Origin of the sequence: Mucilaginibacter celer (assembly GCF_003576455.2) — a bacterium.
In the GTDB taxonomy this organism is placed as follows: Bacteria; Bacteroidota; Bacteroidia; order Sphingobacteriales; family Sphingobacteriaceae; genus Mucilaginibacter; species Mucilaginibacter celer.
The window spans coordinates 191,130-216,894 of sequence record NZ_CP032869.1 but is presented as its reverse complement, the minus strand read 5'-3'; the positions used below and the strand labels follow the sequence as shown (position 1 = coordinate 216,894).

General features: G+C 45.2%; 17 protein-coding genes. 8 read left to right on the top strand and 9 right to left on the bottom strand.

The features are described from left to right. Nucleotide 1: 1 nt before the first annotated feature. Nucleotides 2-1,963, bottom strand: a complete 1,962-nt coding sequence (locus tag HYN43_RS00755; protein WP_119407632.1) for a glycoside hydrolase family 97 protein — start codon at nt 1,961-1,963, stop codon at nt 2-4. After that, entirely contained in the window at nt 1,960-2,988 is a 1,029-nt protein-coding gene (locus HYN43_RS00750; RefSeq protein WP_119407631.1) for an aldose epimerase family protein, read from the bottom strand. The genes HYN43_RS00755 and HYN43_RS00750 overlap by 4 nt, the downstream gene beginning before the upstream one ends. Nucleotides 2,989-3,225: 237 nt before the next feature. Between HYN43_RS00750 and HYN43_RS00745 the strand changes: the two genes are divergently transcribed. After that, a complete protein-coding gene (locus HYN43_RS00745) occupies nt 3,226-4,122 on the top strand; it encodes an AraC family transcriptional regulator (protein WP_119407630.1) in 897 nt (298 codons plus the stop codon). 379 nt (nt 4,123-4,501) lie between these two features. Continuing rightward, entirely contained in the window at nt 4,502-5,032 is a 531-nt protein-coding gene (locus tag HYN43_RS00740) for a DUF6886 family protein (RefSeq protein ID WP_119407629.1), read from the top strand. A 261-nt stretch (nt 5,033-5,293) separates the two neighbouring features. Here HYN43_RS00740 and HYN43_RS00735 read toward each other — a convergent pair whose 3' ends face one another. The 5 genes from HYN43_RS00735 to HYN43_RS00710 form a co-directional block, all read right to left on the bottom strand. Beyond that, nucleotides 5,294-6,505, bottom strand: a complete 1,212-nt coding sequence (locus HYN43_RS00735) for a DUF5000 domain-containing lipoprotein (protein WP_119407628.1) — start codon at nt 6,503-6,505, stop codon at nt 5,294-5,296. A 21-nt stretch (nt 6,506-6,526) separates the two neighbouring features. Next, nucleotides 6,527-7,753 (bottom strand): DUF4959 domain-containing protein, encoded by a 1,227-nt coding sequence (locus tag HYN43_RS00730; RefSeq protein ID WP_119409204.1) that lies wholly within the window; start codon nt 7,751-7,753, stop codon nt 6,527-6,529. A gap of 52 nt (nt 7,754-7,805) precedes the next feature. Then, nucleotides 7,806-9,725, bottom strand: coding sequence for a RagB/SusD family nutrient uptake outer membrane protein (locus tag HYN43_RS00725; RefSeq protein ID WP_119407627.1), 1,920 nt, complete (start codon nt 9,723-9,725; stop codon nt 7,806-7,808). Nucleotides 9,726-9,743: 18 nt separating this feature from the next. Next, the gene (locus HYN43_RS00720) at nt 9,744-13,043 is read right to left on the bottom strand and encodes a SusC/RagA family TonB-linked outer membrane protein (protein ID WP_119407626.1); all 3,300 of its coding nucleotides are present in this window, start codon (nt 13,041-13,043) and stop codon (nt 9,744-9,746) included. 531 nt (nt 13,044-13,574) lie between these two features. Then, nucleotides 13,575-16,037 (bottom strand): TonB-dependent receptor, encoded by a 2,463-nt coding sequence (locus HYN43_RS00710; RefSeq protein ID WP_119407624.1) that lies wholly within the window; start codon nt 16,035-16,037, stop codon nt 13,575-13,577. A gap of 380 nt (nt 16,038-16,417) precedes the next feature. On the opposite strand from HYN43_RS00710, the gene HYN43_RS00705 reads away from it, so the two are divergent. The 3 genes from HYN43_RS00705 to HYN43_RS00695 all read left to right on the top strand — a co-directional run bounded on the left by HYN43_RS00705 (nt 16,418) and on the right by HYN43_RS00695 (nt 18,782). Beyond that, nucleotides 16,418-17,539, top strand: a complete 1,122-nt coding sequence (locus HYN43_RS00705) for a sensor histidine kinase (RefSeq protein WP_119409203.1) — start codon at nt 16,418-16,420, stop codon at nt 17,537-17,539. Nucleotides 17,540-17,542: 3 nt separating this feature from the next. Further along, nucleotides 17,543-18,283 (top strand): LytR/AlgR family response regulator transcription factor, encoded by a 741-nt coding sequence (locus HYN43_RS00700; protein WP_119407623.1) that lies wholly within the window; start codon nt 17,543-17,545, stop codon nt 18,281-18,283. Nucleotides 18,284-18,359: 76 nt separating this feature from the next. Next, entirely contained in the window at nt 18,360-18,782 is a 423-nt protein-coding gene (locus HYN43_RS00695) for a DUF1801 domain-containing protein (RefSeq protein ID WP_119407622.1), read from the top strand. On the opposite strand, the gene HYN43_RS00690 is transcribed toward HYN43_RS00695, so the two are convergent. Both HYN43_RS00690 and HYN43_RS00685 read right to left on the bottom strand, forming a co-directional pair. After that, a complete protein-coding gene (locus HYN43_RS00690; RefSeq protein ID WP_119407621.1) occupies nt 18,779-21,094 on the bottom strand; it encodes a tetratricopeptide repeat-containing sensor histidine kinase in 2,316 nt (771 codons plus the stop codon). The genes HYN43_RS00695 and HYN43_RS00690 overlap by 4 nt on opposite strands. A gap of 131 nt (nt 21,095-21,225) precedes the next feature. Beyond that, entirely contained in the window at nt 21,226-22,668 is a 1,443-nt protein-coding gene (locus HYN43_RS00685; protein ID WP_119409202.1) for an aminotransferase-like domain-containing protein, read from the bottom strand. Nucleotides 22,669-22,761: 93 nt separating this feature from the next. On the opposite strand from HYN43_RS00685, the gene HYN43_RS00680 reads away from it, so the two are divergent. The 3 genes from HYN43_RS00680 (at nt 22,762) to HYN43_RS00670 (ending at nt 25,569) form a co-directional block, all read left to right on the top strand. After that, a complete protein-coding gene (locus tag HYN43_RS00680) occupies nt 22,762-23,229 on the top strand; it encodes a GNAT family N-acetyltransferase (RefSeq protein ID WP_119407620.1) in 468 nt (155 codons plus the stop codon). A gap of 144 nt (nt 23,230-23,373) precedes the next feature. Then, nucleotides 23,374-24,567, top strand: coding sequence for an aminotransferase class V-fold PLP-dependent enzyme (locus HYN43_RS00675; RefSeq protein WP_119407619.1), 1,194 nt, complete (start codon nt 23,374-23,376; stop codon nt 24,565-24,567). A 153-nt stretch (nt 24,568-24,720) separates the two neighbouring features. After that, the gene (locus HYN43_RS00670; protein ID WP_119407618.1) at nt 24,721-25,569 is read left to right on the top strand and encodes an alpha/beta fold hydrolase; all 849 of its coding nucleotides are present in this window, start codon (nt 24,721-24,723) and stop codon (nt 25,567-25,569) included. Nucleotides 25,570-25,765: the final 196 nt, after the last annotated feature.

Genomic DNA, 25,765 nt, shown 5'->3' with positions numbered 1-25,765 from the left:
CTTACTTCCCGTGCAGGTGTACTACCGCGCCACCGCCGGGTGCCAGTTTCAAATTCAATTTGGTTGAGCGGGTTACTGTAATGGTTTTGTGCTCATATTTCTCAGCATTCTTATCCGCGTCGGCTGCATCGGTATATAAATCGGCGGTGTAGGTGGCACCTGCTGGCAGGAAGGAGAAATCAACATTGATATCCCTTGCATCCCAGTTGGTCATTGCTCCAACGTACCAGTCATTACCTTTCTTTTTTGCTAACGCTATGTATTCGCCAAGTTTGGCATCAAGCGGTTTTGTTTCGTCGAACACGGTTGGTACGGCTGATAGATATTGTTCAATATCCGGGTATTTTTCATACTCGGTAGGCGAATCGCAAAATACCGCCAAAGGCTGATCGAACACCACAAACATGGCCAGCTCATGGCAACGGGTACCTTGCGTTGATGGCAACCCCTCAGCTATCGGCTTAAAAGTATCTTTTGATTTATTACGCATTGATCCCGGCGTATAATCCAGCGGACCGCCCAGCATCCTGATAAAAGGGAAAGTAGTATGATGAACCGGGTTGGTAGTCAAATCCCATTTTGAACATTCCTGCCCACGCACAGCTTCATAGTTTACAATGTTTGGATAAGTACGTTGCAAACCGGTTGGCTTAGAGCAACCATGAAAATCAACCATCAAATGGCGTTTGGCAGCAGCTTCGGCAATTGTTTGCAGCTGTTTAATGGCCAGCTGATCGTCCCGGTCAAAAAAATCGACCTTGATACCTACCGCGCCGATATCTTTCAGGTAATCCATGTTGGCTTCCAGATCTTTTAACAATGGCGCAGCCACACACCAAACAAAAATGCCTACATGTTTCTCATTAGCATGCTGAATTACCGCGCGGATATCCGTTCTTTTAAGCGGCTTTTTAACATCATAATTATCGCTCCAACCGGCATCTATCATCATATATTCCAAATGATTTTTGGCCGCGAAATCGGTATAAAAATTATACAGCTGGGTGCTGCGGTTTTCCATACCCGATGCGATCGGTGCGCCGGGTAGGATAGCATCGTGCCACCATTCCCAGGCTGCTTTGCCGGGTTTTATCCATGCGGTATTTTCCAGTACAGATGGTTTGGATAGTTTATAAACCAGCTGGTTGTTCAGCAAAGTTTTATCATCATCGGTAGCGATGATCACACGCCATGGATATTCTTTTTTACCGGGTTCTTGGGCAATATAGTTTTCGCGCGAGGTTACTACCGATACAAAATCGCCCCAGCTGCCCATTTTGGTGGTTGCCGGGTAGCCTGCCCACTCGCCAATGATATTGCCGCCTTTTTTCTTTACGTACATGCCGGGATAATCGAACAGGTCTGCTTCGGCAATTACCAGTTTTACGCCGTTTTTATAACTGTATAAAGCCGGGGTAATGGCATGTTTATCTTCCTTAACCTCATCTATCGATTTGAATTGGTTGTAAGCCAATTCCCAGGCCGTGTAGTTATCCGTTTCGGCAATGGTTGTACCTGGTGAGCCTTTCAGGTTAAAACCGGCTTGTTCGCTTATTACTTTAACCGAATCTTTCAGGTCGGTTATAAAGCGGTACGCTACGCCCTCGTTGTAGGCACGCAGCAGTAGTTTATAATTGCCCGCGAAGCTGATCAGCAATTCGTTATAATTATCAGTCAATACTGCATCCTTACCATACAAAGGGCGGATAGTTTTATTTACTGCAGATGGCTTAGCGCTTAAAACTTTAGCACCTGCGCCAATAGTAGTTTTATCCAGCTTAAGGCCGATAGCAGAGGGCGAAATAAGCTCGTTATTTTTATAGTTTACCGAATAAGTAATGCTATCCTTTACATTAAGCACCAGTTTCAGATTATTATCCGGCGATTTCACCCTATAAGTTTGTGCCGAAGCCGCAAGCGAGAAAACAGATAGTACAGAAAATATCAGGGCGTATTTTTTCATATAGTGCCGAACTTGTATAAAATGTTTTGGTTATAAACTTCGCCCGGCTGCAAAATAGCCTGCGGAAAATTAGGGTGGTTAATGCTATCCGGATAGTGCTGGCACTCCAGGCAAAGGGCATCAAACGGTTTAGCCTGCTTGCCGGTAAGTGTTACATCCGTGCAGCTCAAATAATCGCCGGTGTACAGGAACACGCCAGGGTAATCGGTAAAAACTTTTAATGTGCGACCGGATACCTCGTCAGTAAGCAAAGCGGCATAGGCCAACGCTTTTTCCTCTGTTTCGGTATCGATAATATAAAACAGGTTGAGGCCTTTTACGTGGCTTTCATCTATTTTAAATTTCTCGCTCAGGCGATTATTGTTGAACGCTTTATCTTTTGCAGGATTAACGGCTCCGCTTGGGGTATAATCTTCATACGAATCAACTATCTTATCTGATAAAACAGTAAGCCTGTGGTTATAGATCTTGCTTTTAAAAGCCGATAGGTTAAAATAAGCGTGATTGGTAAAATTAGCTATGGTTGCTTTATCCGTTATTGCTTTATAGCTGATCAGCAATTCATTATCGGTACTCCAGGTGTAAGTTACACTAAGTTCGAGGGTACCGGGATAACCGCCGTCGCCGTCGGCACTGGTAAGGGTCATTACTACGCCGTTATCTATCGTGGCTGTGTCAAATACCCTGTAATTAAAACCGCTTTTTCCGCCGTGATTGGTATTCTTGCCGTCGTTAGCATCCAGGTGATAAGTTTCTCCATCAAGGTTAAACTTTGCCCCGCTGATACGGTTAGCGTAACGGCCTATGGTTGAGCCGATATAGCAGGTATCATTCAGATAACCTTCCAGTTCAGGAAAACCTACTACCACATTTTCCAAACGCTGCTCCTTATCCGGCACCACAACAGACACAATGGCCGCGCCGTAGTTGGTCAGCTCGACATAGGCACCCATTTCGTTTTCAATTTTGAAAAGATAAACATCCTGCCCCTCATGTTGTCCCCATAAGCGCGATTTAACAGCCATGCGTGTATCGGTATTTAATTTGTTTGTTCATTAATCAGCTTCATTTAAAACATTGAGCGGCGCGGCAACCTGTTTCAGCGTTTAATTGGTTTTGGTAAACCTACTATGAAAGCATGGTTAAAAAAATGGATAAATTTTAAAAAGTGATGGATAATACTATCATCTTTTAACCCGTTTAAAAAACTTGCATGCCGTAAAAAAATCGATACCTTTAAACACCAGTTAATTCATGAAGCTATGAACGCGATAGCCGAACCTAAAAAAAAGATTAAAGAGGGCTTTATCGGTCAAAAAATGATCGTATTGCCTCCAAACATCAAAAAAGAGATCACCAATAACGCCTTAATCAAAGGTTTTTACCTTACGGCGATAGGCTACTACCCCAAGGCCGCCTACCACGACCGTGAGCGCCGCACAGGCAGCGGCGAATACATCCTGCTTTATTGCATTGATGGAGAAGGTTATGTTTATCTGAACGGTGAAGACCATGTTTTAAAACCCAATACTTTTTTCATTATCCCCCGTAACGTAGCCCACCGCTACAAAAGCTCGGAAACCAACCCATGGAGTATTTACTGGGTGCATTTCAGTGGCTTGAATTCGCAGTTGATCTACGAGCGCTCGCTGGATAACGGGCAACCGGTAGTACAATCGGTACCGTACGATAGCAGCCGGATCAAGCTGTACGAACAGATCTACGCCGTGCTGGAACACAGCTACCACGAAAAGGAAATGGAAATTATGAACATCAATCTGCTCAATTTTATCTCCTCGCTGGTGTACTACAAGCAAACCAACCCGGTTGATTATGATAATGATTTTGTGAGCAATTCTATCGCGTACATGAAAAAGCATATCAGCAAAAAGTTTGAGGTGATGCACCTGGCTAAGCAGCAGGGTATATCGGCCTCGCATTATTTACGTTTGTTTAAGCAGAAAACCGGCTCCTCGCCTATCAACTATTTTAATTTATTGAAGATCCAGGCTTCATGCCAGTATTTATATTTTACTGATAGAAGTATTAAAGAAATCTGCTCGGACTTGGGTTTTGATGATCCTTATTATTTTTCGAGGTTGTTTACCAAGCTGATCGGGATGTCGCCTTCGAAGTATAGGAAGACGCATAAGCGGTAGGTTGCAGAGGATTACCGTGGGAGATTTTGGCTAAAGCCAATTTGCCGGATCTGCATTTTGTCCGTCGGTTAAAACCGAAGGCAATGAAGTCTATTTTTTGATGTAGAGACGGCATTACATGCGTCTCCTTTAGGACAAGCCGCCCTGCAAATGATCGCATTTGCAAACCTTTGCCCGGCGAAAATCAACCGTGATTTGCATGCGAGAGACGCATGTGATGCGTCTCTACAAAAAACAGCGCACATACCGCTTCTTTTCATTGCCGTCGGTTTTAACCGACGGTTATATAATAGCGAAAAGATGGCTTTAGCCAAAATAAGCCATACATACCTCACGTAATTCCTCGTGACAAACACAACAAAACATTTTAAATTTGGCTATGCAATCGCTCCACCCCAAACTCTTCCACATCAGCGAACAACCGGGCATCAGCATATTCCATCCCCGCCCTTCCCCATCACAGTTTGATAATATTACCGGCGATGTTGTTTTTGCCATCAGCGAAGAATTACTGCATAATTATTTGCTGCCGAGGGATTGCCCAAGAGTAACATTTTATGCCGGACCTAATACAACAGATATTGACAGGCAAATATTTATGGGTAATACATCTGCTAACCACGTTGTTACTGTTGAAAGCGAATGGTATGAACGTATCAAACAAACCACCCTGTATTGCTATGAATTTGCAACTGATGATTTCATATTGATAGATGAATGCGTGGGGTATTATGTATCCTACAAATCTGAGATACCGATAGCAGCTGCTGTTATTGATGATATCATGTCCGCTTTATTGAGCAGGAATATTGAGTTGCGATTTACACCTTCGTTGATTAGGATTGCAGATATTGTTAAAAAATCGAGCTTGCAGTTTTCGTTGATCAGAATGAGAAATGCAAAGGGATAAGATCATCCAGGAAACACAACAAATCAAATAAGAAGAAACATAAAAAGCTAATAACCTTTGCGAACGCCAAACTCTTATACTTTGCATAAGAACTCTTCGCGACTTAGCCCCCTTTGCGTGCTTAAAAATCTCAAACCCTGCATTAAAACACTTTGCGTCCCTGCGTCTTTGCGTGCCTATATAAAATACCCCTAAAAAAACAAATCCCGCGCCTACAAGGCAACGGGAATTTGTCATTTATTAAACCAAACCAAGGTCTTTCTATTTATCCACTTTGTACATGGTGAGTTCGCAGAGGTGCAGGTAATTGGTGCCGCCCCATGTTTCCAATACTTTAATCCTGATGTAGCGGAAATCGCCTGTATTAGGCGGGAAGTTGAACGGCTCGCCGGCGGCTGCAAAATCAGCATCGGCCTGGGTGTTTTGGCCGGTTGGCTGGCCCGATGGTTTTACCGAGGTGAAACTTGCCAGTTTAGTCCAACTGCCGTAGCTGCCATCAGCTGCCGGACTATTGCTGCCGTACACTTCAAAACGTTTAGGGTTACCATAGTTGTATAAGCCCGACATACGTTGCCAAACTTTCATTTTAGCCAGCGATGCAGATTGCCCCATATCAAACGTAAACCATTGCGGCATGCTTGTACCCGGGGTATGGAAGCCCGGCTCGCCGGTTTTATTATCCCACAGGTAGTAAGTTTCCCAGCCATAGGCCGAAGGAATGTCTGTAGGCAGATTATAAGCTTTAAACAATGATTTATCGCACACGGCAATACCGTAAACCGTTGGGAAATCATCATAAGCCGGAGCATTAAACGCGTCGATAGCGTCGGCGGTTGGTTTGTATGATGAGCGGAACTGCGGGGCGGTTTTAAGTTTCAGGTCTTTGATGGTGATGCCTGTACTATCCGGGCTAAGTTCCACAGTAGTTTCAGCGCCCGCCGTATTGGTGTATTTGATGGTAGTACTAACATTTAAACTATCAGCCCTATTAAAAAACAACCTTACCGAATTATCATCATTTACCTGGTAAGGAGCGGCTGCATTAAACGGACGGTTTAATAAAGCCGCTTGGTAGGCTGCACCATACACCCGCACATTGTTAATATCCTGCCCAACCGAACTGTTCCCCGCGTTGTCACGCGCTATCAGCCTGAAACTGTAAACATACTCCTTCAGGTTAGGGATAATGGCAGTGATGGAATCGGCCGGGCTGTGTGATGTGGCATTAACAATCAGCGAATCGGTGCCGTTGTTCCAGGTTATTTTATAGGTGGTGATACTTGGATCCGGACTTGGATGCCATACCAGCGCTGCCCGCAGGTTGCCTGGATGAAAAATTGCCTTCCCGGCCAGGCCGGGATAGGTAACTTCGTGATTATTTAAATATTTTTTATAGTCTTCGTCATATCTTTTACAACCCAGTATGGTAACACAGGCTAAAAAGAAAGCGGCTATTTTATATGTGATCTTCATCTTTTCGCTATTTAAATGATGTTACAATGGGTTGCCATATAAGGAGATTTCCATGGCGTTCACATAATCCAAACCGCCCCAGGTTTGCGTACACTGAAACCTGATAAACTTGGTTGCAGGCGCGTTAATGGAGATTTTGAAGTTTACACCGGCGGCAACAAAAGCCTGATCGGAAGCGTTGGCCTGGTTTGGCGGCAAGCCCGATGGCGGGTTAGGGAAGGTAAAGTTACCCAGGTTAACCCAATCGCCGGATACGGTGCCGGGAGCCGAACTTAGCGGCAGGGTCGAATCGCCGGGCGAATCGCTGTTTGATCCCCAAAGGGTCATTTGACGAATGTTCTGGTAACCGTAGATGCCGTTTAACCTCTCCCATAATACAAAGCGGCTTAACTTGGCGCTGGTACCTAAACCGAATGTGCCCTGTTTGGTTGGCGCACTTAAAGTATGCCATCCCGGGTCGCCGGTATTACCATCAAAGAAATATTTAAACTCCCAGCCGTAACCTATCGGGCTATCGCTTGGCAGGTGATAGGTATAAAACTTACTCTTATCCAAAAGTGTCTCAAACAGCGGTGTTAAGGTTTTGAATACCGTATCTGATACGTTGCCAAATCTATCGGTAACAAACACACCGAATTTTTTAGGCACCGCATCGTAACCACGTACCGAAACATTTACGGTATCGGTGCTCAGGTATTGCGGTTCCTCTTCGTCGTAAGCGTTGCGTTTTTCATTAAACGATATAATATGCACCGCAACAGGCACTTTATTAGGATTAAAGCCGAAGAAATTGGCTCCACCAAAATCAGGCGTGATAGCCAGGTTATCGTTAATCAGCAGGTAATTAGGTGTTTTAGGATTTACCTTAATCGTTACCGGGTCTGATTTTATGTTGGCGCGGCTTACGGCATACAGGGTAACCTCGTACTCCTGTGCCCTTGCAAAACCATCAACCATAACGGTATCGGTATAATAGCTGGCTTTGGTTTCGCGGGTTATCTTATCGTTAATTTTGTAGCTGGCCAGTACATACAACAGGTTTTTTGAATTGGGCAGCGTGTAGGTTAACCTTGCGCCGCCATTCAAATTTTCAACCTTTACGTTGGTGACTACGCCGGGCTTGGTGGTATCGTTTGATACCACTTCAACAGGCGATTCCATTTTTTTGCAGGATGCGATAAGCACCATCAGCAAAACCGGCACCATTACTAATGCGGCAAGCCATCTGCGGTTATTAATCTTTTTCATATATCTTTTTTCAATATTGATCATCTTAAAAATCTGTCACAAAAGCTATATCCTACCAGTATGGGTTTTGGGTAAGGTTATTGTTTACAATGAGGTCGTTGGTGCTGATCGGCCACAGGTAATCTTTTATCCCGAATACCGGCTGCACCACTGTTTGCGGGCGGTAGTAGTTTTCCGGCGTACCTTCGTCAACCTTCCAGCCTTGCAGCGGACGGCTCAGTACATCCTGTAACTCTTTCCAGCGGCGTAAGTCCCAGCCGCTTTGCGCCTCGAAACAAAGCTCGATACGGCGCTCCTGGTGGATAATCTGGCGCAAACCTTCTTTCGAATTTGGTTTCGAAGGATTTTTTGAATACTTCGACCATGAATCAACCACACCTTCCAAACCTGCACGTGCCCTTACTCTATCTATATAGCTGTATGCTTCAGCACTCGGGCCATCGGCTTCGTTCACGCACTCGGCATACAACAGGTATAAGCCAGAAAGGCGCATTACCGGCAACCGGTAATTTTCGGTAGTGAACAGGTTGGTGTAAACCGTTAAGTAATTGGCCAGTTTTTTAGGCCAGTAACCGGTGATATTGGTAGCCGTTAAGCTTTTCGGTCCGGCCAATGCATACGGACCACGGGCATTAACATAGTAGGCTTCGTTCTCATTACGTTTACCGTTACCAAACCAGATACCTCCATCAAAAGCGATATCGGCATAAAACCTTCTTTCGCGGTTAAAGTGTTCTTTGGCGGTAGCGTAACCGGTTTGAATCAAAGGCGCGCTCGAATCATCACCGGTTTGGATATTGAAACGGCCGGCATAATCCCAGGTTTTATCCTCGTTAATGGGCACACCTTTATCGGTATAAAACAATTCGGCAGTTTGAATCGGCACCGCGAAAGTACCCGGGTTGCTTGATGCTAAACTTGCCGCATCAGATGTTAACCTTGGGATACAGAAGTTCTGGTAACCAAAACCATAGTTCAGCGCCCAGATCAGCTCCGGGTTTTGCTCCCATTTTTCGGTGATGTCGTTTTGCAGTACCAATACATTGCGCAGTTTATCAGATATGTTACCGATGTTAACCGTTGGCGGCGTGGTGTATAATTTCAAACCCTGCGCTTCGCACTCGGTGATAGCGGCTTTGGCAGCATCGGCAGCTTTACGCCACTTGGTAGCATCAAAGGTAGCCGAGAACAGCGCCTTGCCATCATGATCTTTAATATTGGCATAATCGGGGTTACCGTTAAACAGCGGACTTGCCTGTGTTGCCAAAACCTCGGCTTTAACAGACATGGCCATGAATTTGGTAATCCTACCAAACTCCAATGCCTGGTTGCTGATAACCGGCGGCAGGTTAGGGATGGCTTCATCCAGCAGCGATACCACATAATCAAAGCTCTCATCAACCGAAGCGCGTTTGCGTTTCACTTCCTCGGCAGAGGCATTGATAGGCAGGTTTTCTTTGATGAGCAACATCGGGCCGTACATCCTGATCAGGTAGTAATGATAAAACGCTTTCAGGAATTTGGTTTCAGCTATCCAGCGTTGTTTCTCTGATGCACTCAGGTCGATAGGTTTATCAATATTTTCGAGCATGATATTGCAGCGCCTTAAAGCCTGGAATATGGCCTGGCCGCCGTTGGTTCCGTCCCAGTAATTTAGGGCCGGATCTGAACTTAGCTGCAATCCCCTGATGAGATTAAAGCCCGATTCGTTAAAAAAGTGGTCGTTCAGGTTATTGGGATAAACAATCTCGCCCGAGTAAACAAAACCGGGGTTGTTCACCACATCGTTTAAATGCTGCATGGTTGAGTAGCAGGTAAACAGGTAATCTTCCGTTTCGTTACGGTTGCGGAAAGTGTAATCCAGCGTGGCAACGTTATCGGGGGTAATATCCAGGTATTTTTTGCACGATTGCCCCGATGTAGCCAACGCTACCAGCAGCATGAGTTTATAGTATGATCTTAATTTTTTCATTTCAAACTTGTTTTTGGGTTACAAACCAACGGTTAAGCCCAGGTTAAACACTTTTTGAATTGGGTAAGCAAAGCCGTTGCCGCCAAGCTCCGGGTCCCAGGCTTTGAAAGGGCTCCAGGTAACCAGGTTAAGGCCGTTAAAGTAGATACGGCAATTGTTTACATGCAGGGTTTTTGAAATGCCTTTTGGCAGGGCATAACCCAACTCTACCGATTTCAACCTCAGGAAAGCGCCGTTACGTAACCACCAGCTGCTGGCCTGCAGGTTGTTCAACTCTGATGATAGCGTGGTACCTAAACGCGGGTACAGGGCGTACAGGTCCTGGTGTTCCTCGCTCCAGTGGCTGTCTGCAAAATCCTGTAGTACCTGGGTGTTACCATAAATATATTTTTCGTTACTTGGGATGAAGGGGCTCACCTTGTTCGGGTCGACAAAGAAAGATACCCTTGCCTGGCCCTGGAAGAATGCCGACAGGTCAAACCCTTTAAATCCTCCCGAGAAACCAAAACCGTAAACAATCTCAGGCGTGGTTGGGTAACCTATGAAAGCCTGATCAAGATAATCTATCTTGCCATCGCCATTCAAATCGCGGTATTTAATATCACCGCCTTGTGGTAAAATTCCGTTTACGTTGTTACCATAAGCATCCTGGCCTTTAAAAATTTGTGTGGGCGAGTTGCGGGCTTCCTGGTCGTCAACAAATAAACGCTCGGCAATGTAACCGTAGCCGCGGCTAATCGGCTGGCCGATAAAGTGCCTCCACGGTTCTTTATAATCAGGTTCCTCAATGTATTTATATTTATTGGTTGAGTACGTGAAGTTAGCACGGATTTGTGCCCAGCCTGTGTTGGCAAAGCTTTGCTTATAATCTAACGACAGATCGACACCTTTTGAATCAACCTTGCCTAAGTTGGCGCTTGTTGGCGATTCCAAGCCTTCGCTGGTTGGTGTGTTGCTGCGTTGCTGCAAAATATCGTAACGGTTGTTGCGGTAAAACTCGGCCACAAAATTAAAGTTTTTAAACAGCGTAGCTTCAACAGCTAAGTTGGTTTGTTTTGAGGTTTCCCAGGTAACATCGGGGTTAGCATAGTTGCGGATGGTAACACCTTTACGCTCGTACTGGTTGTTGATACCAAACTGGGCATAGTTGTAACCCTCGTTCAGCTGCACGTCTGACTGATAAAAGAACCTTTGCGAACCTATAGCATCGTTACCCACTTTACCATAGCTACCGCGGATTTTTAAACGATCGATAATTGATGGATCCCAGAATTTCTCGTTCGAAATCACCCACGAACCGCCTATGGTTGGGAAGAAACCGTAGCGATGATTGGCCGAGAAACGCTCCGAACCATTGTAACCAAAGTTGGTTTCGATAAAATACCTGCTTTTGTACGAGTAGGTTAACCTGCCCGCCAAACCTAAGTTACGGAATGGCAACGAGTAAGGCAAGGTGGTAGTGCCGGTACGCGGATCGATAGCGCTTGAGTAAAGCGTTTGCTGCGCGGTACCTATCAGTGTTGTGTTGATGTTATGCCCGTTACCAAATGGCTTGTTATACTCTAACGCAGTTTGCAGGTAGAAGAAAGTATTGGCGTTTGGCGTGTTACGGTTATAGCTCAGGTACTCGGTTGGTACGTTATTACCGGTTGGTTTAGGGTTAAGCCATTGCAGGGTGTAGCTGTTGGCATCCCTATCGTAACTGGCAATGTTATAGTAAAACGGCGAATATGATAACTGCGAATCAAAATATGAGTACCTGTTGGTGTTAAAAATGGTTTTGAATTTTAAACCATCGGTAAGCCAACGCAAATCCTGGTTCAACTCAAACTGTGCCGACATTCTTGATTCCGATGAGTTTTTGTGACCTCTTAATAAAGACGCGTAAGGGTTGTTAAACTGGATATTGTTATCGCTGCTGCCGGCCAAACCTACGTTACCAAACAAAATGTGCTGCACGTTGGCATTAGCGGCATCGGGCTGGTAATAGGCCGGAAAATCAACCGGGCTGGTGTGGATGGCTACGTTATACAGATCCGAAGCGAAAGAACCATCTGTAGTTATCGGCCCGTTGTACTCGCTGAAGGTACCCGATAACCTAACAACGATCTCGGTAGTTTTGGTAAGCGTAACGTTTACGTTTGAGCGTAACTGGTAATTTTTAAAATTAACGTTGTTGTTATTATTATTGCGGATATCCGTACGCAAAACACCGTTATCAATATTGTACGAACCGGCAATGTAATAACGTGCAGCCGGACCGCCGCCACTAATGTTCAGATCATTACGTTGGGTAGTGGCGCGTTTTTTAAATAACATACCAAACCAATCAACCGCAGGGTAAACATAAGGATTGCTGCCCGGTGTACCGTTGATAGTATTAATGGTATTGTTGATTTTGCTTTGCGGATATTTAAGCGGCAAAGTAGGGTTACGGGTAAGCAAAGCCTCGTTATAAAGGTTCATGTACTGGATAGGATCAACCAGGTTTAGCGTTTGCGTTGCCTGCGATGATGAAAACTCCGAGCGGAAATTCAGCTTCGCGGGGCCTTGTTTACCCTCTTTAGTAGCTACCAAAATAACGCCGTTGGCACCGCGTGCACCGTACAACGCAGTCGCGCTCGCGTCTTTCAGGATAGAGAAACTGGCGATATCATCCACATTTAAACGGGCCAGATCGTTGGTAGAAAGCTCCACGTTATCGATCAAAATCAACGGATCGCGTTTGTAACCGAATGTGGTTACACCACGGATAAAGAAGGAGGCATTATCCTGCCCCGGCTGGCCGCTGCGCTGGTACGAGATGATACCTGCCGCCTGGCCTGCCAAAGCATTGGTTAAGTTACTGGCCGGTATTTTCAGCTCGGCAGGTTTAATACTGGTTACCGAACCTACCAGGGCTTCTTTTCGCTCCTTTTTACCAAAGGCGGTAACTACCACCTCTTCGGCCAGTAATTTTTGTTCTTTCAGGCGGATGTTGAGCGTGCGGTTATCGGCAGTAACAATAATGTGCTGATCGATAAAACCCACGTACGAAATGCGGAGACTGGTACCTGGCGTAACATCCAGCACAAACCTACCGTTGTTATCGGTAGTGGTACCTACGTTTTTCACGTTTTCGGCGGCGATGTTGGCACCGGTTATTTTAACGCCAAGCGTATCGGTTACCGTACCCACCACCGTGATCTTGTTTTGGGCCCTCGCGGCAAAACCAAAACAGGATAGTACGAGCAGCAGGAGTAACCTACCCACTAAATTACGGCTTTGCTGCCGGTAGTTTTTTAGGGTTGATTGATCGTAAAAGTAAATTTGTTTCATAAAGTTGGGTTCATATTAGTTATTTAGGGTTGGCTTGTAAATTTGTACATACATGAGTAGCAATTAGCACTTAAAGCCCATAACATGATCACATCGCCTCAATTTTAACCGGTAGTTAAAACCCGAACTGGCAATAATGACGGGGCATTAAATAATAGCTAATAATATCATTTGGTTGCGGCAGTGCAACCTACCGATAAGCTTATCTGATTTACGTGGAATTTAATTGAATCAACGACAGTTTCGCCGTTTGAAGGGAGTAGATAATCTTTTTCATTACTTGGGTTCTTGATTTTATTAATTGGTTTTGTAAATGTATACGGGTGCGGCAAATTTTCAAATGGATAAAACATATAAAAAGATGGATAATATTACCATAACCCATAAACTGCTTAGCTGTGCATCAAACAGTTAAACACAGCAAGCAATCCTGTTTAAGCATATCAAATCGCCCCAAAAACAAAAAGCGGCCCCCTATGCGGCCACTTTATCAATGAACAATAATGCTTTTTTTAACCTTGCAAAAACCTTTTAGTTATTCCTGATCCTTTCACTCTCATCGGTAGTGCTCTTTGTTGATTTATTTTTGGCTGATGAGCCCGAACCTCCAAACGAACGGGTATAACTCAGTTTGATGATCGGGAAACGCCGCGATTCGGTATTGACTATGACATGGCTTTTAATATCAAAAGCTTCGCGGGTGAGGGTACCGTAACGGGGATGAATTTGCAGGGTACTGAATACGTCCGCCACCGAGAGTTGCAGACTCCCCCTGTTTTTCAATTCTTTTTTAATACCAGCGTTAATCGTACTAAAACCATCTATCCGGGTGGTACCGTTGTAAAACAGCGAGTTATACACGCCCGAAACCTCTGCCGAAAAATCCTTAGGCAGCTTAAACGTTTGGTTAAAATTAAACGAATAGGCAAAGTATGATTTGGTAAGCGGCGATGCGGTGTAGGTTTCTTTAAACTGCCGCAAACCGCCGGTAAAGCTGTATGTCATATCCCACCAGTTGGCAGCCTTAAAGGGCAGGTTGGCCTGGAAGGTGAGGTAGCGCTGATAAGGCAGATTTTGGGGCGAGATAAACAAAATATCGTGCGTTGCATTTTCGGTAAGCTGGTAACGGGAAATGGCGTTTTCATCATGGCTGTACAGTAACGAAAAGCTGTAATCGCGGTTGGTATAGCCCAGTTTAATATTGTTGGTGATGGTTGGTTGCAGGAAGGGGTTTCCGGTATAAACCGCGGTCGGGTCGCTGTAGGCAAAGTACGAGGCCAGGTCATCATAAGTTGGCCGGGCTATGCGTTTGGTATAGGATAATTGCAGTTCTGATTGTTCGCCTATTTTATTGGTTAACAGCAAGGTTGGGAACAGTTTACCCAGCTTGCGGTTAACGATATTATTGCCTGTTTTAGGATCGTCCATATTGGTGTACGAGTATTCGTAACGTGCTCCGGCATTAACACTCAAGGCTTTATTCGCCTGCCAGTTGAGCGACAGGTAGGCCGCGCCTATCTCCTCCTTCATATAAATATTGGCCGAAGTTTGCATATTGCGTACCCATCCCCCATTCTCAAAACTTTCGATGCCCGATGCGCTCGAACTGCCTGTGCGCGTACCTTTTACTCCTGTTTCCAGTTTCAAAGCTTCCGATAACTGGTTGCTGTAATCGGCTTTGATCACACCTACATTGATGGTAGTATTGGCAAAACCACGCTGATTTTCGGCACTTACCGAGTTATTGGCATAAACCTGCTCGCCGTGCTTGTTAATAAATGAGCTCTGCACCGTTTTGGGGCTGTTGTTGCTGTAGCGGATATAATCGGCATCAAAACTTAACTTCTCCCCCTGCTTTAATACGCGCTCCAACCCTGCCGAGCTTATTACGCTATTCCATTTATCCGTACCATTAATGTTGCCGGTATAAATCAACAGGGAATCGGGCAGGATGGTATAATCGGCATGGCTGTAGGTATAATTAGGCGAAGTGCTGTTGTTATACAGTACGCTGCCGCTCAGGGTAGTTTTATCATCAAGCTTTATATCGGCCCCCAAGGTGGCATTGTGGTTATTGCTAATGCGTTTGGTTTTGGTATAAAACGCGGTTTCGGTATTGCCGCCTATGTAAGGCATATTCTGGCTGCCGGTAATGAAGAGGTCGGTATAAGTTCTGTCGTGCGAAAAAATGTATGAGCCGTACAGGTTAACGTTTTTGGTATTGCTGTTGAGGTTGAGGCTGGCGGTGGCCTTTTCGCCCTGGCCGTAGCCTCCCGTTAGGGTGTATGAGCCATTGGTGCCCTGCTTCCGGCTCTTTTTCATCACAATATTGATGATCCCGGCGCTGCCTTCGGCATCGTATCCGGCGGGCGGGGTGCTGAGTAGCTCTACCTTTTCAATATTATCGGCGCTGGTACCGTTAAGCAACGCTGTTATTTGCGATGGCGGCATCCGCACCAGTTTACCGTTAATCATGATGGTAGCCCCGCTTTTACCATTCAACGAAATCCCGTTATCCCGGTGATCAATAATCACACCCGGCGAGCGCTCCAATACCTGCAAAGCGGTGCTGCCTTTGGTAAGCAGGCTGCTTTCTACATTTACTACCAGGCCATCGGCCCGTTGTTGGTACAGTGGCTTGCTTGCTTTTACGACAACCTCGCCCAGTTGGCGGGTATCTTCCCTCATTACTATAACGGCAAGGGATTTAGCCCCGCTATTGGCATTAACCTTAAACGGAGCCGAAAACCAGGTTTGGTAGCCTACGCTGCTTAATTTAAGCCGGTAATTACCGGGCTGAATATTGTTAAAAAGATATGCGCCCTGCTCGGTAGTGAGCATACTTTTTACCGATGATGAATCGGCGGCTTTAATAAGCGCGGTGGTTACATAGCCCAAAGGCTGGCCCGTGGCGGTGGTTACCTTGCCTGATATTTGTGCTTTTGCCGTTTGTAACAGGCATATCAACAGCATACTGATGCATAACGTTTTCATAAGCTTACCGGCGTTTTAATTACCGTTGAGGCAAATAAAAAGCGGGTTTATCAACCTGAAAAACCTGTGTGATAAGCGGGTGGGGATTATTGATGAGATGCAGGAAATTGGGCTAAATCAGCGTGATTACCTGTTATATTGATCGTTTTGCAGCTTGTACTTTGAGAGTCGCATTTGGTCAATTATTTAGGGTGATTGGTATAACAGTAGATGTAAATGAGTGATATTGACGTATCTTAGAGTATGTTGTTGAAAAATCTTCATTAACAACCGTCGTTGCGAGGCACGAAGCAATCGCGAACTATGCAGGGCCGCTTTGCAAATCGGGGATTGCTTCGTTCCTCGCAATGACGTGGTGGAGGTGGTTAAAAACCAAACCAATGAACACACTATCTGTAGATACATTAAACCAAAACTGGCTGTTTAAATACAAGCTATACCATATACCATTTTGGTGTGTGTACCATTATTTTTGGTTTACCATAGCGGTAGCCAACCCGGTAGTTGCGGCAAAATCCATGTTTTTTTCGGCTTATACGGTTAAGATGTTCGGCTATGTGGTTTTCCAGGCCTTCGCGGTTTATTTTAACCTGTACTACCTGATGCCGAAGTATATGAAAAAGGGCAGCCTCGCGCGGTATGTGATCTACCTCTCGTTAACGCTGATCTGCGCTTCATCACTTATTAACTGCGGGTATTATCTTGGCTCATTCTTCGCGGGGTGTACGGTGCAAAAAATGTATGGCGTTAGTAATTTCGCTTCGTTTTACAATAACTCGCTCCCCTCTACCCTGGCCAGTACTACTTTGGCCATGAGCATTAAGCTTACCAAAACCTGGCTGCAAACACAGCACCGGCAACAGTTGCTTGAAAATGAAAAACTGGAAACCGAACTTAAATTTCTGAAATACCAGTTTAATCCGCATTTTTTATTCAATAGCATCAATTCGATATTTTTTCTCATCCATAAAAACCCGGATATGGCTTCGGCATCGCTGGCCAAGTTTTCGGAGTTGCTGCGATACCAGCTTTATGAATGTAACGATCAGCAGATCCCCCTCGGCAAAGAGATCAGCTACCTTGAAAACTTTATCGAACTGGAACGACTTCGCCAAAACAATAATGTGCATGTTACTTTCGAGGCGGATGATCACCTGACCGATAACCTTGGCATTGCCCCTTTTATATTGATGACTTTTGTAGAGAATGCCTTTAAACATGTATCCAAAGAAACCGACAGCCCCAACTGGATAGGCATCAAATTAAGTGTTAAAGATAACCGGCTGGATTTGCATGTTGCCAACAGCACATCGCCGGAAACCCCGGCAGAAACGTTGAACTACGGCGGTATCGGCCTCAATAATGTTAAACGCCGCCTCGATCTGATCTACCCACAACAGCATCAACTTAAAATAACACCCGGCGAAAACCGTTTCGGGATACACCTGCAATTAACTTTGGCTTTGCTCCAACAACCGGTAACAACCCTGCAAATGGCTTAACCTATGATGAACTGTGTAATAATTGATGATGAGCCATTAGCCCGCGAGGGTTTAGCCAGCTACGTACGCGAGGTTGATTTCCTGAACCTCGGCGGTACCTGCGAAAACCCGTTGCAACTGATTAAACTGCTTGATGAGCAAGCAATCGACCTGATTTTCCTCGATATCCAGATGCCCAAAATGAACGGGATCGATTTTCTGAAAATCTTCCCGAAACCGCCCATGGTGATCATCACCACAGCCTACCCCAGCTATGCCCTGGAAGGTTTTCAGCTTAACGTGCTCGATTACCTGCTGAAACCTATTACCTTCGATCGCTTTTTTAAATCGGCTAACAAAGCGCGGGATTATCATCGATTGCTTAATAATTCGGCCCAACCTGGCGCGCAAAAAACTGAAACCGACGAGGGATATTTCTTTATTAAATGCGGTAATAAGTACGAAAAAATCTATTTTGATGAGATTTTGTACGTAGAGGGCATGCAAAACTACGTCACCATTTTTACCACCAAAGGCAAGTACATGACTTTGCTCAACCTCAAAAGCCTTGAGCAAAACCTGGATGGCAAGCTGTTTATCCGCGTACACAAATCATACATCGTATCTACCGGAAAAATTGACGGCATTGAGGGCAACGAAATTTTTATCGGCGAGCACCGCATCCCCATCAGCCGTAATTACCGCGAGCAGGTGATACAACAGGTTGTAACCAATAAACTTTGGGATAAGATCAAATTTTCGTGATATATTTATGTAGCAATATATCATCAACCCAACACCTGCTTTAAGCCTTACGCTTTCAGCATTTAGCTCCAAAAAAATGGCCAAAAACACCAACAAAACCACCGAAAACGAAGCCAGCGTAGCCGGTTTTATCAATACCGTTACGGATGAAACCCAACGGGCCGACAGTTTTATACTTGTAGATTTATTAGGCGAAGCAACAGGCCTCCCGGCCAAAATGTGGGGGCCAGCCATTGTTGGTTTTGGCAGTTATCATTACAAATACGAGAGCGGCCGCGAGGGCGATGCGCCGCTTATTGCGTTTTCGCCGCGTAAAAGTTCGTTAACGCTTTACCTTTCGGCTTTTGAAGGTAAAGAACAACTATTGCAAAAACTGGGAAAACACAAACAAAGCGGCGGCTGCACACACATTAAAAAACTTACCGATGTTGATACGGAGGTGCTTAAACTGATGCTCAGCAATTCGTTCGCACATTCAAAAGTGATTCATGGCGTTTAGCAGCCGGCACAGGAGCTGATATTAGGTTCGCCCTTTTCATAAGCGTTTTTGGCCTCGGTGTTGTACCTCACGCTTTCAATTTCAAACTCTACAGTAACAGTAACACCGCCATTGTTTTGTACTTTAAAGGTACCCCTTAACTGCTTGCTAAGGGCTTTCATCATTTCCATGCCCAATGAGCTGGCGCTTTTCAAATCAAAATCGGCGGGCAGGCCCCGGCCGTTATCGGCAATGGTGAGCATCACATCATTTTGCCCCACCAGTTGCAGGGCAATCACAATCTGGCCGCCGTCGCTGTCAAAAGCATATTTGATGGCATTGGTTACTGCCTCATTCAAAATTAGTCCGAAGGGTACAGCCTGTGTCAAATCGAGCTGAATAGGTTCAACCAGTTGCTCAAACCTGATTCGGTGTCCTGCGGTATCAAAGCAATCGCCCAGGTTATGCACCAGATCGGTTATATAGGATGGCATATGAATGCTGGCTACCTCATCGGTGCTATACAATTTATGATGAATAAGTGCTATTGCCCGCACCCGGTTCTGGCTTTCGGTAATGGCCTCAAGTGCTGCATTATTTTCAAGATAGGCTGATTGTGTGCTGAGCAAACTCATTACAATTTGCAGGTTGTTTTTTACCCTGTGATGCACCTCTTTCAATAGCCACTGTTTTTCGTCAATCAATCTTTCCTGCTTATTATTGAGCATCTGTAATGATTCGTTTTGCTTGTTGATCTCGTTTTGATGCGCCCTTAATTGCCGGTTACTTCGCTGGTTTAAGCGGTAACGGTTGTAGCCAACTCCCAGCAACAACAGCAGCATTGCGGATCCTCCTATAAACATATTACGGCTTGCTTTGGCGGCCGTAACCCGGCTGCGCTGCAGTTGCTCCTTATCTTTAAGCAGCTGAATATTTTTGGCCTGCAATTGCAGTTCTGCATTTTTCTTTTCGGTTTCAAACTCTATCTGCAAAAATGAAGTATGCTTATCATTAGCCGTTCTGTAAACCGAATCGGTAAGCATTTTGTAGCGCTGGTAATGTTTAATGGCGCTCAGATATTTACCCATACCCGAATCTACCTTAAACCAGCTTAGCTGGTTGGAAGCCAGAAATTGCAAAACTTTTTTCTGTTGGTAATAATCTTCATGGGCCTGCAAATAAGGATAAGCCTTACTGTACTGTTCCGTAGCGATATAATAACCAATGTATGCCCGTTGTATCTCGGTAATTTGCGGACCGGCATCCTTTTTCAGCACCTCCATTTTATCGAGGTACACCTTGGCCATTTTAAACTGCCTGAGCCGGGTATAAACGAGGCAATAATAGTAGTAACGCTCTATCTGATCCTGCGGATCGGTAAAAAGGTACAGCATCGGTTTCAATTCCATAAGTTTGCCCAGGGCTTTCTCCGGCTGATTAAGGCGATAATACGATAACACCTCGTTGCCGATAATAACAGCCATCGAAATTGAATCCTTGTATTTACGGGCGATTTTAAGCGCCTTGCCATAATAAATAAGGGCCTGATCCCACCGGTGCAGGCTATAATAGCATACCGCGAAACGGTTGTACACCGTGCACATCAATGAACTTTGATCGCCTTTGGCCTCCATCAGCCTGACAGCCATTAGCTCGTATTTCAATGCTTCATCAATATGGCCTAAGTAAACAAGCGAGGTGCCCATCAAATCATATAATTGCTCCAGGTTTTTAAAGCCGATGGATTGGTAGATGGCAAGTGCAACTTGTAAGTTTTTAACCGCTATCTCATATTTTCCCTGCATGGTTTGCAGTTCGGCTATGCCAACAGTGGTGTTGGCTTCCCTTTCCTTTAAACCAACCTGTTTAAAAATGTCAACTGCTTGTTGATAGTAAGCTATTTTTTTATCGATATCGTCTCCGGCATTTTCATAATGCTGGCCGATAATGATATAAGCCTCGGCCATACCGGGTTTATCATTAATACTTTTAAAAAAATCGAAACCTTTTTGGGCAAGCGCCGCACCGTTTTTATGGTCGCCTTTTTTGTTGCTGATCATTGCGGCCAGCAGGGCGGCGTTTGCGCGGCCTTTAACATCATTTAGTTTAATACTAAGCAGATCGGCCTGCTGCATATACCGATAAGCACTGTCGGTCTCTTTAGGTCCGGCTCCCGATTTGAGCAGGATTAGGCGACCTAAAGCCAATAATTTCTTTACCCGGCCGGTATCGGCCTTACTTTTCTGAATTTCCTGCAATAGTGAAGCCGATGACTGCGCTTTTACGCTACCGGTTATAAGCACTAAGCAAAACAACAATAATTTAACTTTCATGACAAAGAATGTTACAGGATATAAAACATTCAGCCACCGCCCCGAAGCAATAAGGTGTTAAGTGTTAATATACCGAAAAATAGTCATTTCAAAGCAATATCTGTTATCACTAAAATAAGAACTTCTATCAGTTAGATAATAGTTTTAATCAAACCGCCCAGTACTTTAAAGCTTTCTTCAACCACATCATCAAAAGCCAAACCGAAGCTGATGCGGATAAAATTAGTAAAACGCCCGTCGATACTGAAAATTTGACCAGGGGCTATGCTGATATTTTGTTCAATGGCCAACTGATAAAGTTCGAATGCGTTTACCTTTTTATCCAACTCAACCCAAAGGGCATAACCACCTTCGGGGCGGCTTATTTTTGTGCCTTCGGGAAAATATTGGGCAATAGCCTGTGTATACCTTAAGCATTGCGTATGCAATGCCTTACGTAGGTGCCTCATGTGCAGATCATACCGCCCGGTTTCGAAAAAGTGGCCTATGGCAGCCTGCGTGGGCGTGGCCGAGGCAATGGAGTGCATCATTTTAATGTTCAGCACCTGCTCCTTAAATCTCCCCGGAATACACCAGCCCACCCGGTAACCCGGCGCTATGGATTTGGATACCGACGAGCAAAGGATCACCAATCCCTCCTTGTCATAACTTTTACAGGTATGCGGGCGGCTTTTGCCAAAGTAGATCTCGCCGTAAATATCATCCTCAATCAGCGGGATCTGTTTTTTAGCCAGCATCTGCACCAACAGGCGCTTCCGTTCATTAGGCATACAAACGCCTATCGGGTTACTAAAATTGGTTACGAAGAGGCATACTTTTATCGGTTCTGTTTCGATAACATGCCCGAGATACTCCAGGTCGAGGCCGGTCTCCGCACTTACCGGAATCTCGATCACCCGCAGATCAAGGCTCAGCATTACATTAAAAATGCCGAAGTAGGTGGGGCTTTCAATAGCTATGGTATCACCGGGTTTGGTTAATGCACGAAGGCAAAATATCAAAGCTTCCAGGCAGCCTTGTGTGGTTACTACATCATCTTCGGTAATATTGCCGCCCCAGTTAAAAGCATTTTTGGCCACCTGTTTACGCAAAGCCATATTGCCCTGCAGGTTCTCGTAAGTGATATTACCCGACGGGCTGTTACGAATCGACTCGAGCATGGATTTGCTGAGCTTAGCCAAAGGGATCAAACTTAAAGGCGGCGATGAGCGGGACAACTGCAAAACGCTATCTTCCGACATATGGCGGTAAACCATCGCTATCATTTCGGCCACACTCGCATCGCCCGCTTTTTTTACAGGTAGTTTGGTTTCGGGCACGCTGGCAAACCTTGCCGGCAGGTATTTTACGTAATAGCCCGATTTGGTTCGGGCTTCTATCAAACCCATATTTTCCAGTTCGACATACGCTTTGTAAGCTGTGCTGAGGCTGATGCCCTGCTCCTGGCTTAGCATCCTAACTGATGGCAGTTTATCGCCGGGTTTAAGCAGGTTTTGTTTAATCTGCTTTTCTATGCGGGCCGCTATCTGCGCATATAAAAAGTCGTTATCTGTTGTGGTTGCCGGGCTTTCCATATCAAAATCTGTTATGCTCAAAATTAATAAAACTGCATCTGTTTTACTATTCACGAACATCTTTATTTTGTATCGATCAAAATAATTAAGCACATGGAATTACAGGTTATCGATTATCAGCCGCAATACGCCCCCTACTTTGATAAGTTTAACAAGGCCTGGCTGGAAGAACATTTTGTGGTAGAACCTTTTGACAAATGGGTACTGGAAAACCCCGAAGAAGCCATCATTAAAACCGGCGGCAGCGTATATTTTATAGCCAAAGATGAAAAGATCATCGGCACCGTAGCCCTGCGTCGTATTGAAAACGGTGTTTATGAGCTTACCAAAATGGCGGTAGACCGCGACCATCGCGGAGCGGGGGCCGGCCAGTTTTTATGCCAGGCCGGTATTGATAAGGCCCGCGAACTGGGTGTTAAAAAGCTGGTGCTGTTTTCAAACCGGGTGCTTAAAAATGCTATTCATATTTATCATAAATTAGGTTTTGTTGAAATTCCGGTAGAGCCGGGCACTTATCAACGTGCCGATATTATGATGGAGATAAATTTTAGTGATAATTAAAGTCTTCACCGACCACGTCATTGCGAGGTACGAAGCAATCGCGAACTATACAGGGCGGACCTGCTTCCGTGCGATTGCTTCGTACCTCGCAATGACCGTGGTTATTTAAATCTGTTTCGCAAATTCATATCAGCCCTACACCCCATGAACAATATACTAACCAACGAAGAAATACAACAACTCCGCGCCGAAACCCGCGGAACGGCCAAAACCATCCATTTCAATAACGCAGGCTCGTCCCTGCCGCCTGATGTTGTGGTTGATACCATTACCGATTACCTGCATTACGAAGCTCTGAACGGCGGCTACGAAACCGAATACACCTACCGCGAAGAGCTGGAAAATACCTATAGCCTGATAGCCCGGCTCATCAACTCACGCAAAGATGAAGTTGCCGTGGTTGAGAATGCCAGCATTGGCTGGTGGCTGGCCTTTAACGGCATTGATTTTAAACCCGGCGATGAGATCATTACCTGCGAAATGGAATATGTAAGTAACCTGATAGGCTTGCTGCATGCTCAAAAAACATGGGGTGTTGAATTTAAAGTGATCCCCAATGATAAAAACGGCTATTTCCCGTCAGATCAATTTGAGGCCGCCATCGGTCCTAAAACCAAACTGATAGCGGTTACCCATATCCCATCATCGGCAGGTGGCATGATCCCTGTTATTGAGATAGGTAAGATAGCCCGTAAACATAATATACTGTACTTATTGGACGCCTGCCAAAGTGCAGGTCATATACCATTGGATGTGCAGCAGATTGGCTGCGATATGATGGCCGTAACCGGGCGTAAATACCTGCGCGCACCACGGGGCACAGGTTTTTTATATGTGCGGAAAGAAATTCAGGATAAGCTGAAACTATTTTTCATGGACGGCTTCACCACCCAATGGGTTACCGAAACCGATTTTAAGCCCCGCGATGATGCCCGCCGCTTTGAGGTTTATGAAAAAAGCAGGGCCTTAACGCTCGGGGTCGGTAAAGCGGTTGAATATGCGCTAAACATCGGTGTTGACCGGATCTGGCAGCGTATTCAATATTTAGCGGGTTTGCTGCGCGAAAAGCTGAACGTTATAGCAGGTATTACCGTTCATGATTTTGGCGATCAGTTATGCGGCATAGTCACTTTTTCGGTTGAGGGGATGACAGCCGCGGATGTAAAAAACAAACTGGCTGAAAAACACATCAACATATCGGTTGCCAAGGCGGTATCCACACTTATCTATATGAATAAAAACCACCTGGGCGATATTGCGCGCTCCTCGGTGCATTATTATAATACTGAGGAGGAGATAGAGATATTATGCGGTGCGTTGAGGGAGATAATTAACTGATCTGCATCTCTATAATTTTTCACGCAAAGCCGTGAGGGCGCTAAGAAAAACACTTTGCGGCTTTGCGCCTTTGCGTGCTTAAATTTTTTTAATTTTTTGTGTAAGGTATTAGCCCAAAAAACGACCAACCTAAAAACCGCCGGCTAAATAAACATGATACCTCTTCCAAAAGCTATACTAACCACCCTTGCTTTATTACTACTATTCATCCTCCCCTCCTGCCGTTACATGCGCATGCCCGATGAAAAGGCGAAGCAACAATTTGCCCAACACGATATGTATGCCCATCTTATGCATATGTCGGTTGATGGCATCAGTTTGCATTATGTTAAAGTGGGCAGCGATACTTTACCTACGCTGTTTTTCATCCACGGCTCGCCCGGCAGCTGGAAGGGTTATGAAAAATACCTGATGGATACGGCACTGCTCAAGCATTTCAGGATGATAGCGATCGACAGGCCCGGTTTTGGGTACAGTAACCGCGGGCATGCCTACCATCTGCCCAAACAATCCGAACTGATTTACGGCATTGTTAAAAAGGAAATGAACGGCAAGCCGCTTCATATCATCGGCCATAGCCTTGGCGGCCCGATAGTGGTTAAGCTGGCACAGGACCATCCCGAAGCATATTCATCACTAACGATACTGGCCGGTTCTATATCTCCATACGATGAACCCAAAGAACGCTGGCGAGCTATATTTGTCCATAATCCGCTGCAATATCTGCTACCCGGCCCTTTCAGGGTATGCAATACCGAGATCTGGTATTTTAAAAAGGAGCTATACGGCATGGATACCTGTTACAACCGCCTCACTATGCCGGTTACCTTTATCCATGGCGATAAGGATAACCTGGTGCCCGTACATAACGCCGAATACGGCAGGCAAAAACTGGCGTTTAATAAACAGGTAAAAGTGATCATCATCCCCGGTGCCAATCACCATATTCCCTGGGATCATTTTGATATTGTAAAAGAGCATTTGCTAACCCTCGGGAAATAGCATATTTCCGGATTAACAGCAAGAAACGAGGCACCTACGGAGCCGGGAAGCTTTTGTTTGCGGCTATAAACACGTTACTCCTACGGAGTACTTAACTCCTACAACCTGCAAGACACCGACCGATTTAGATTAAATTGCCCTGCCAACTCCGTAGGAGTAACGTGTTTATAGCCATAATAGATAAATGTTCCCGGCT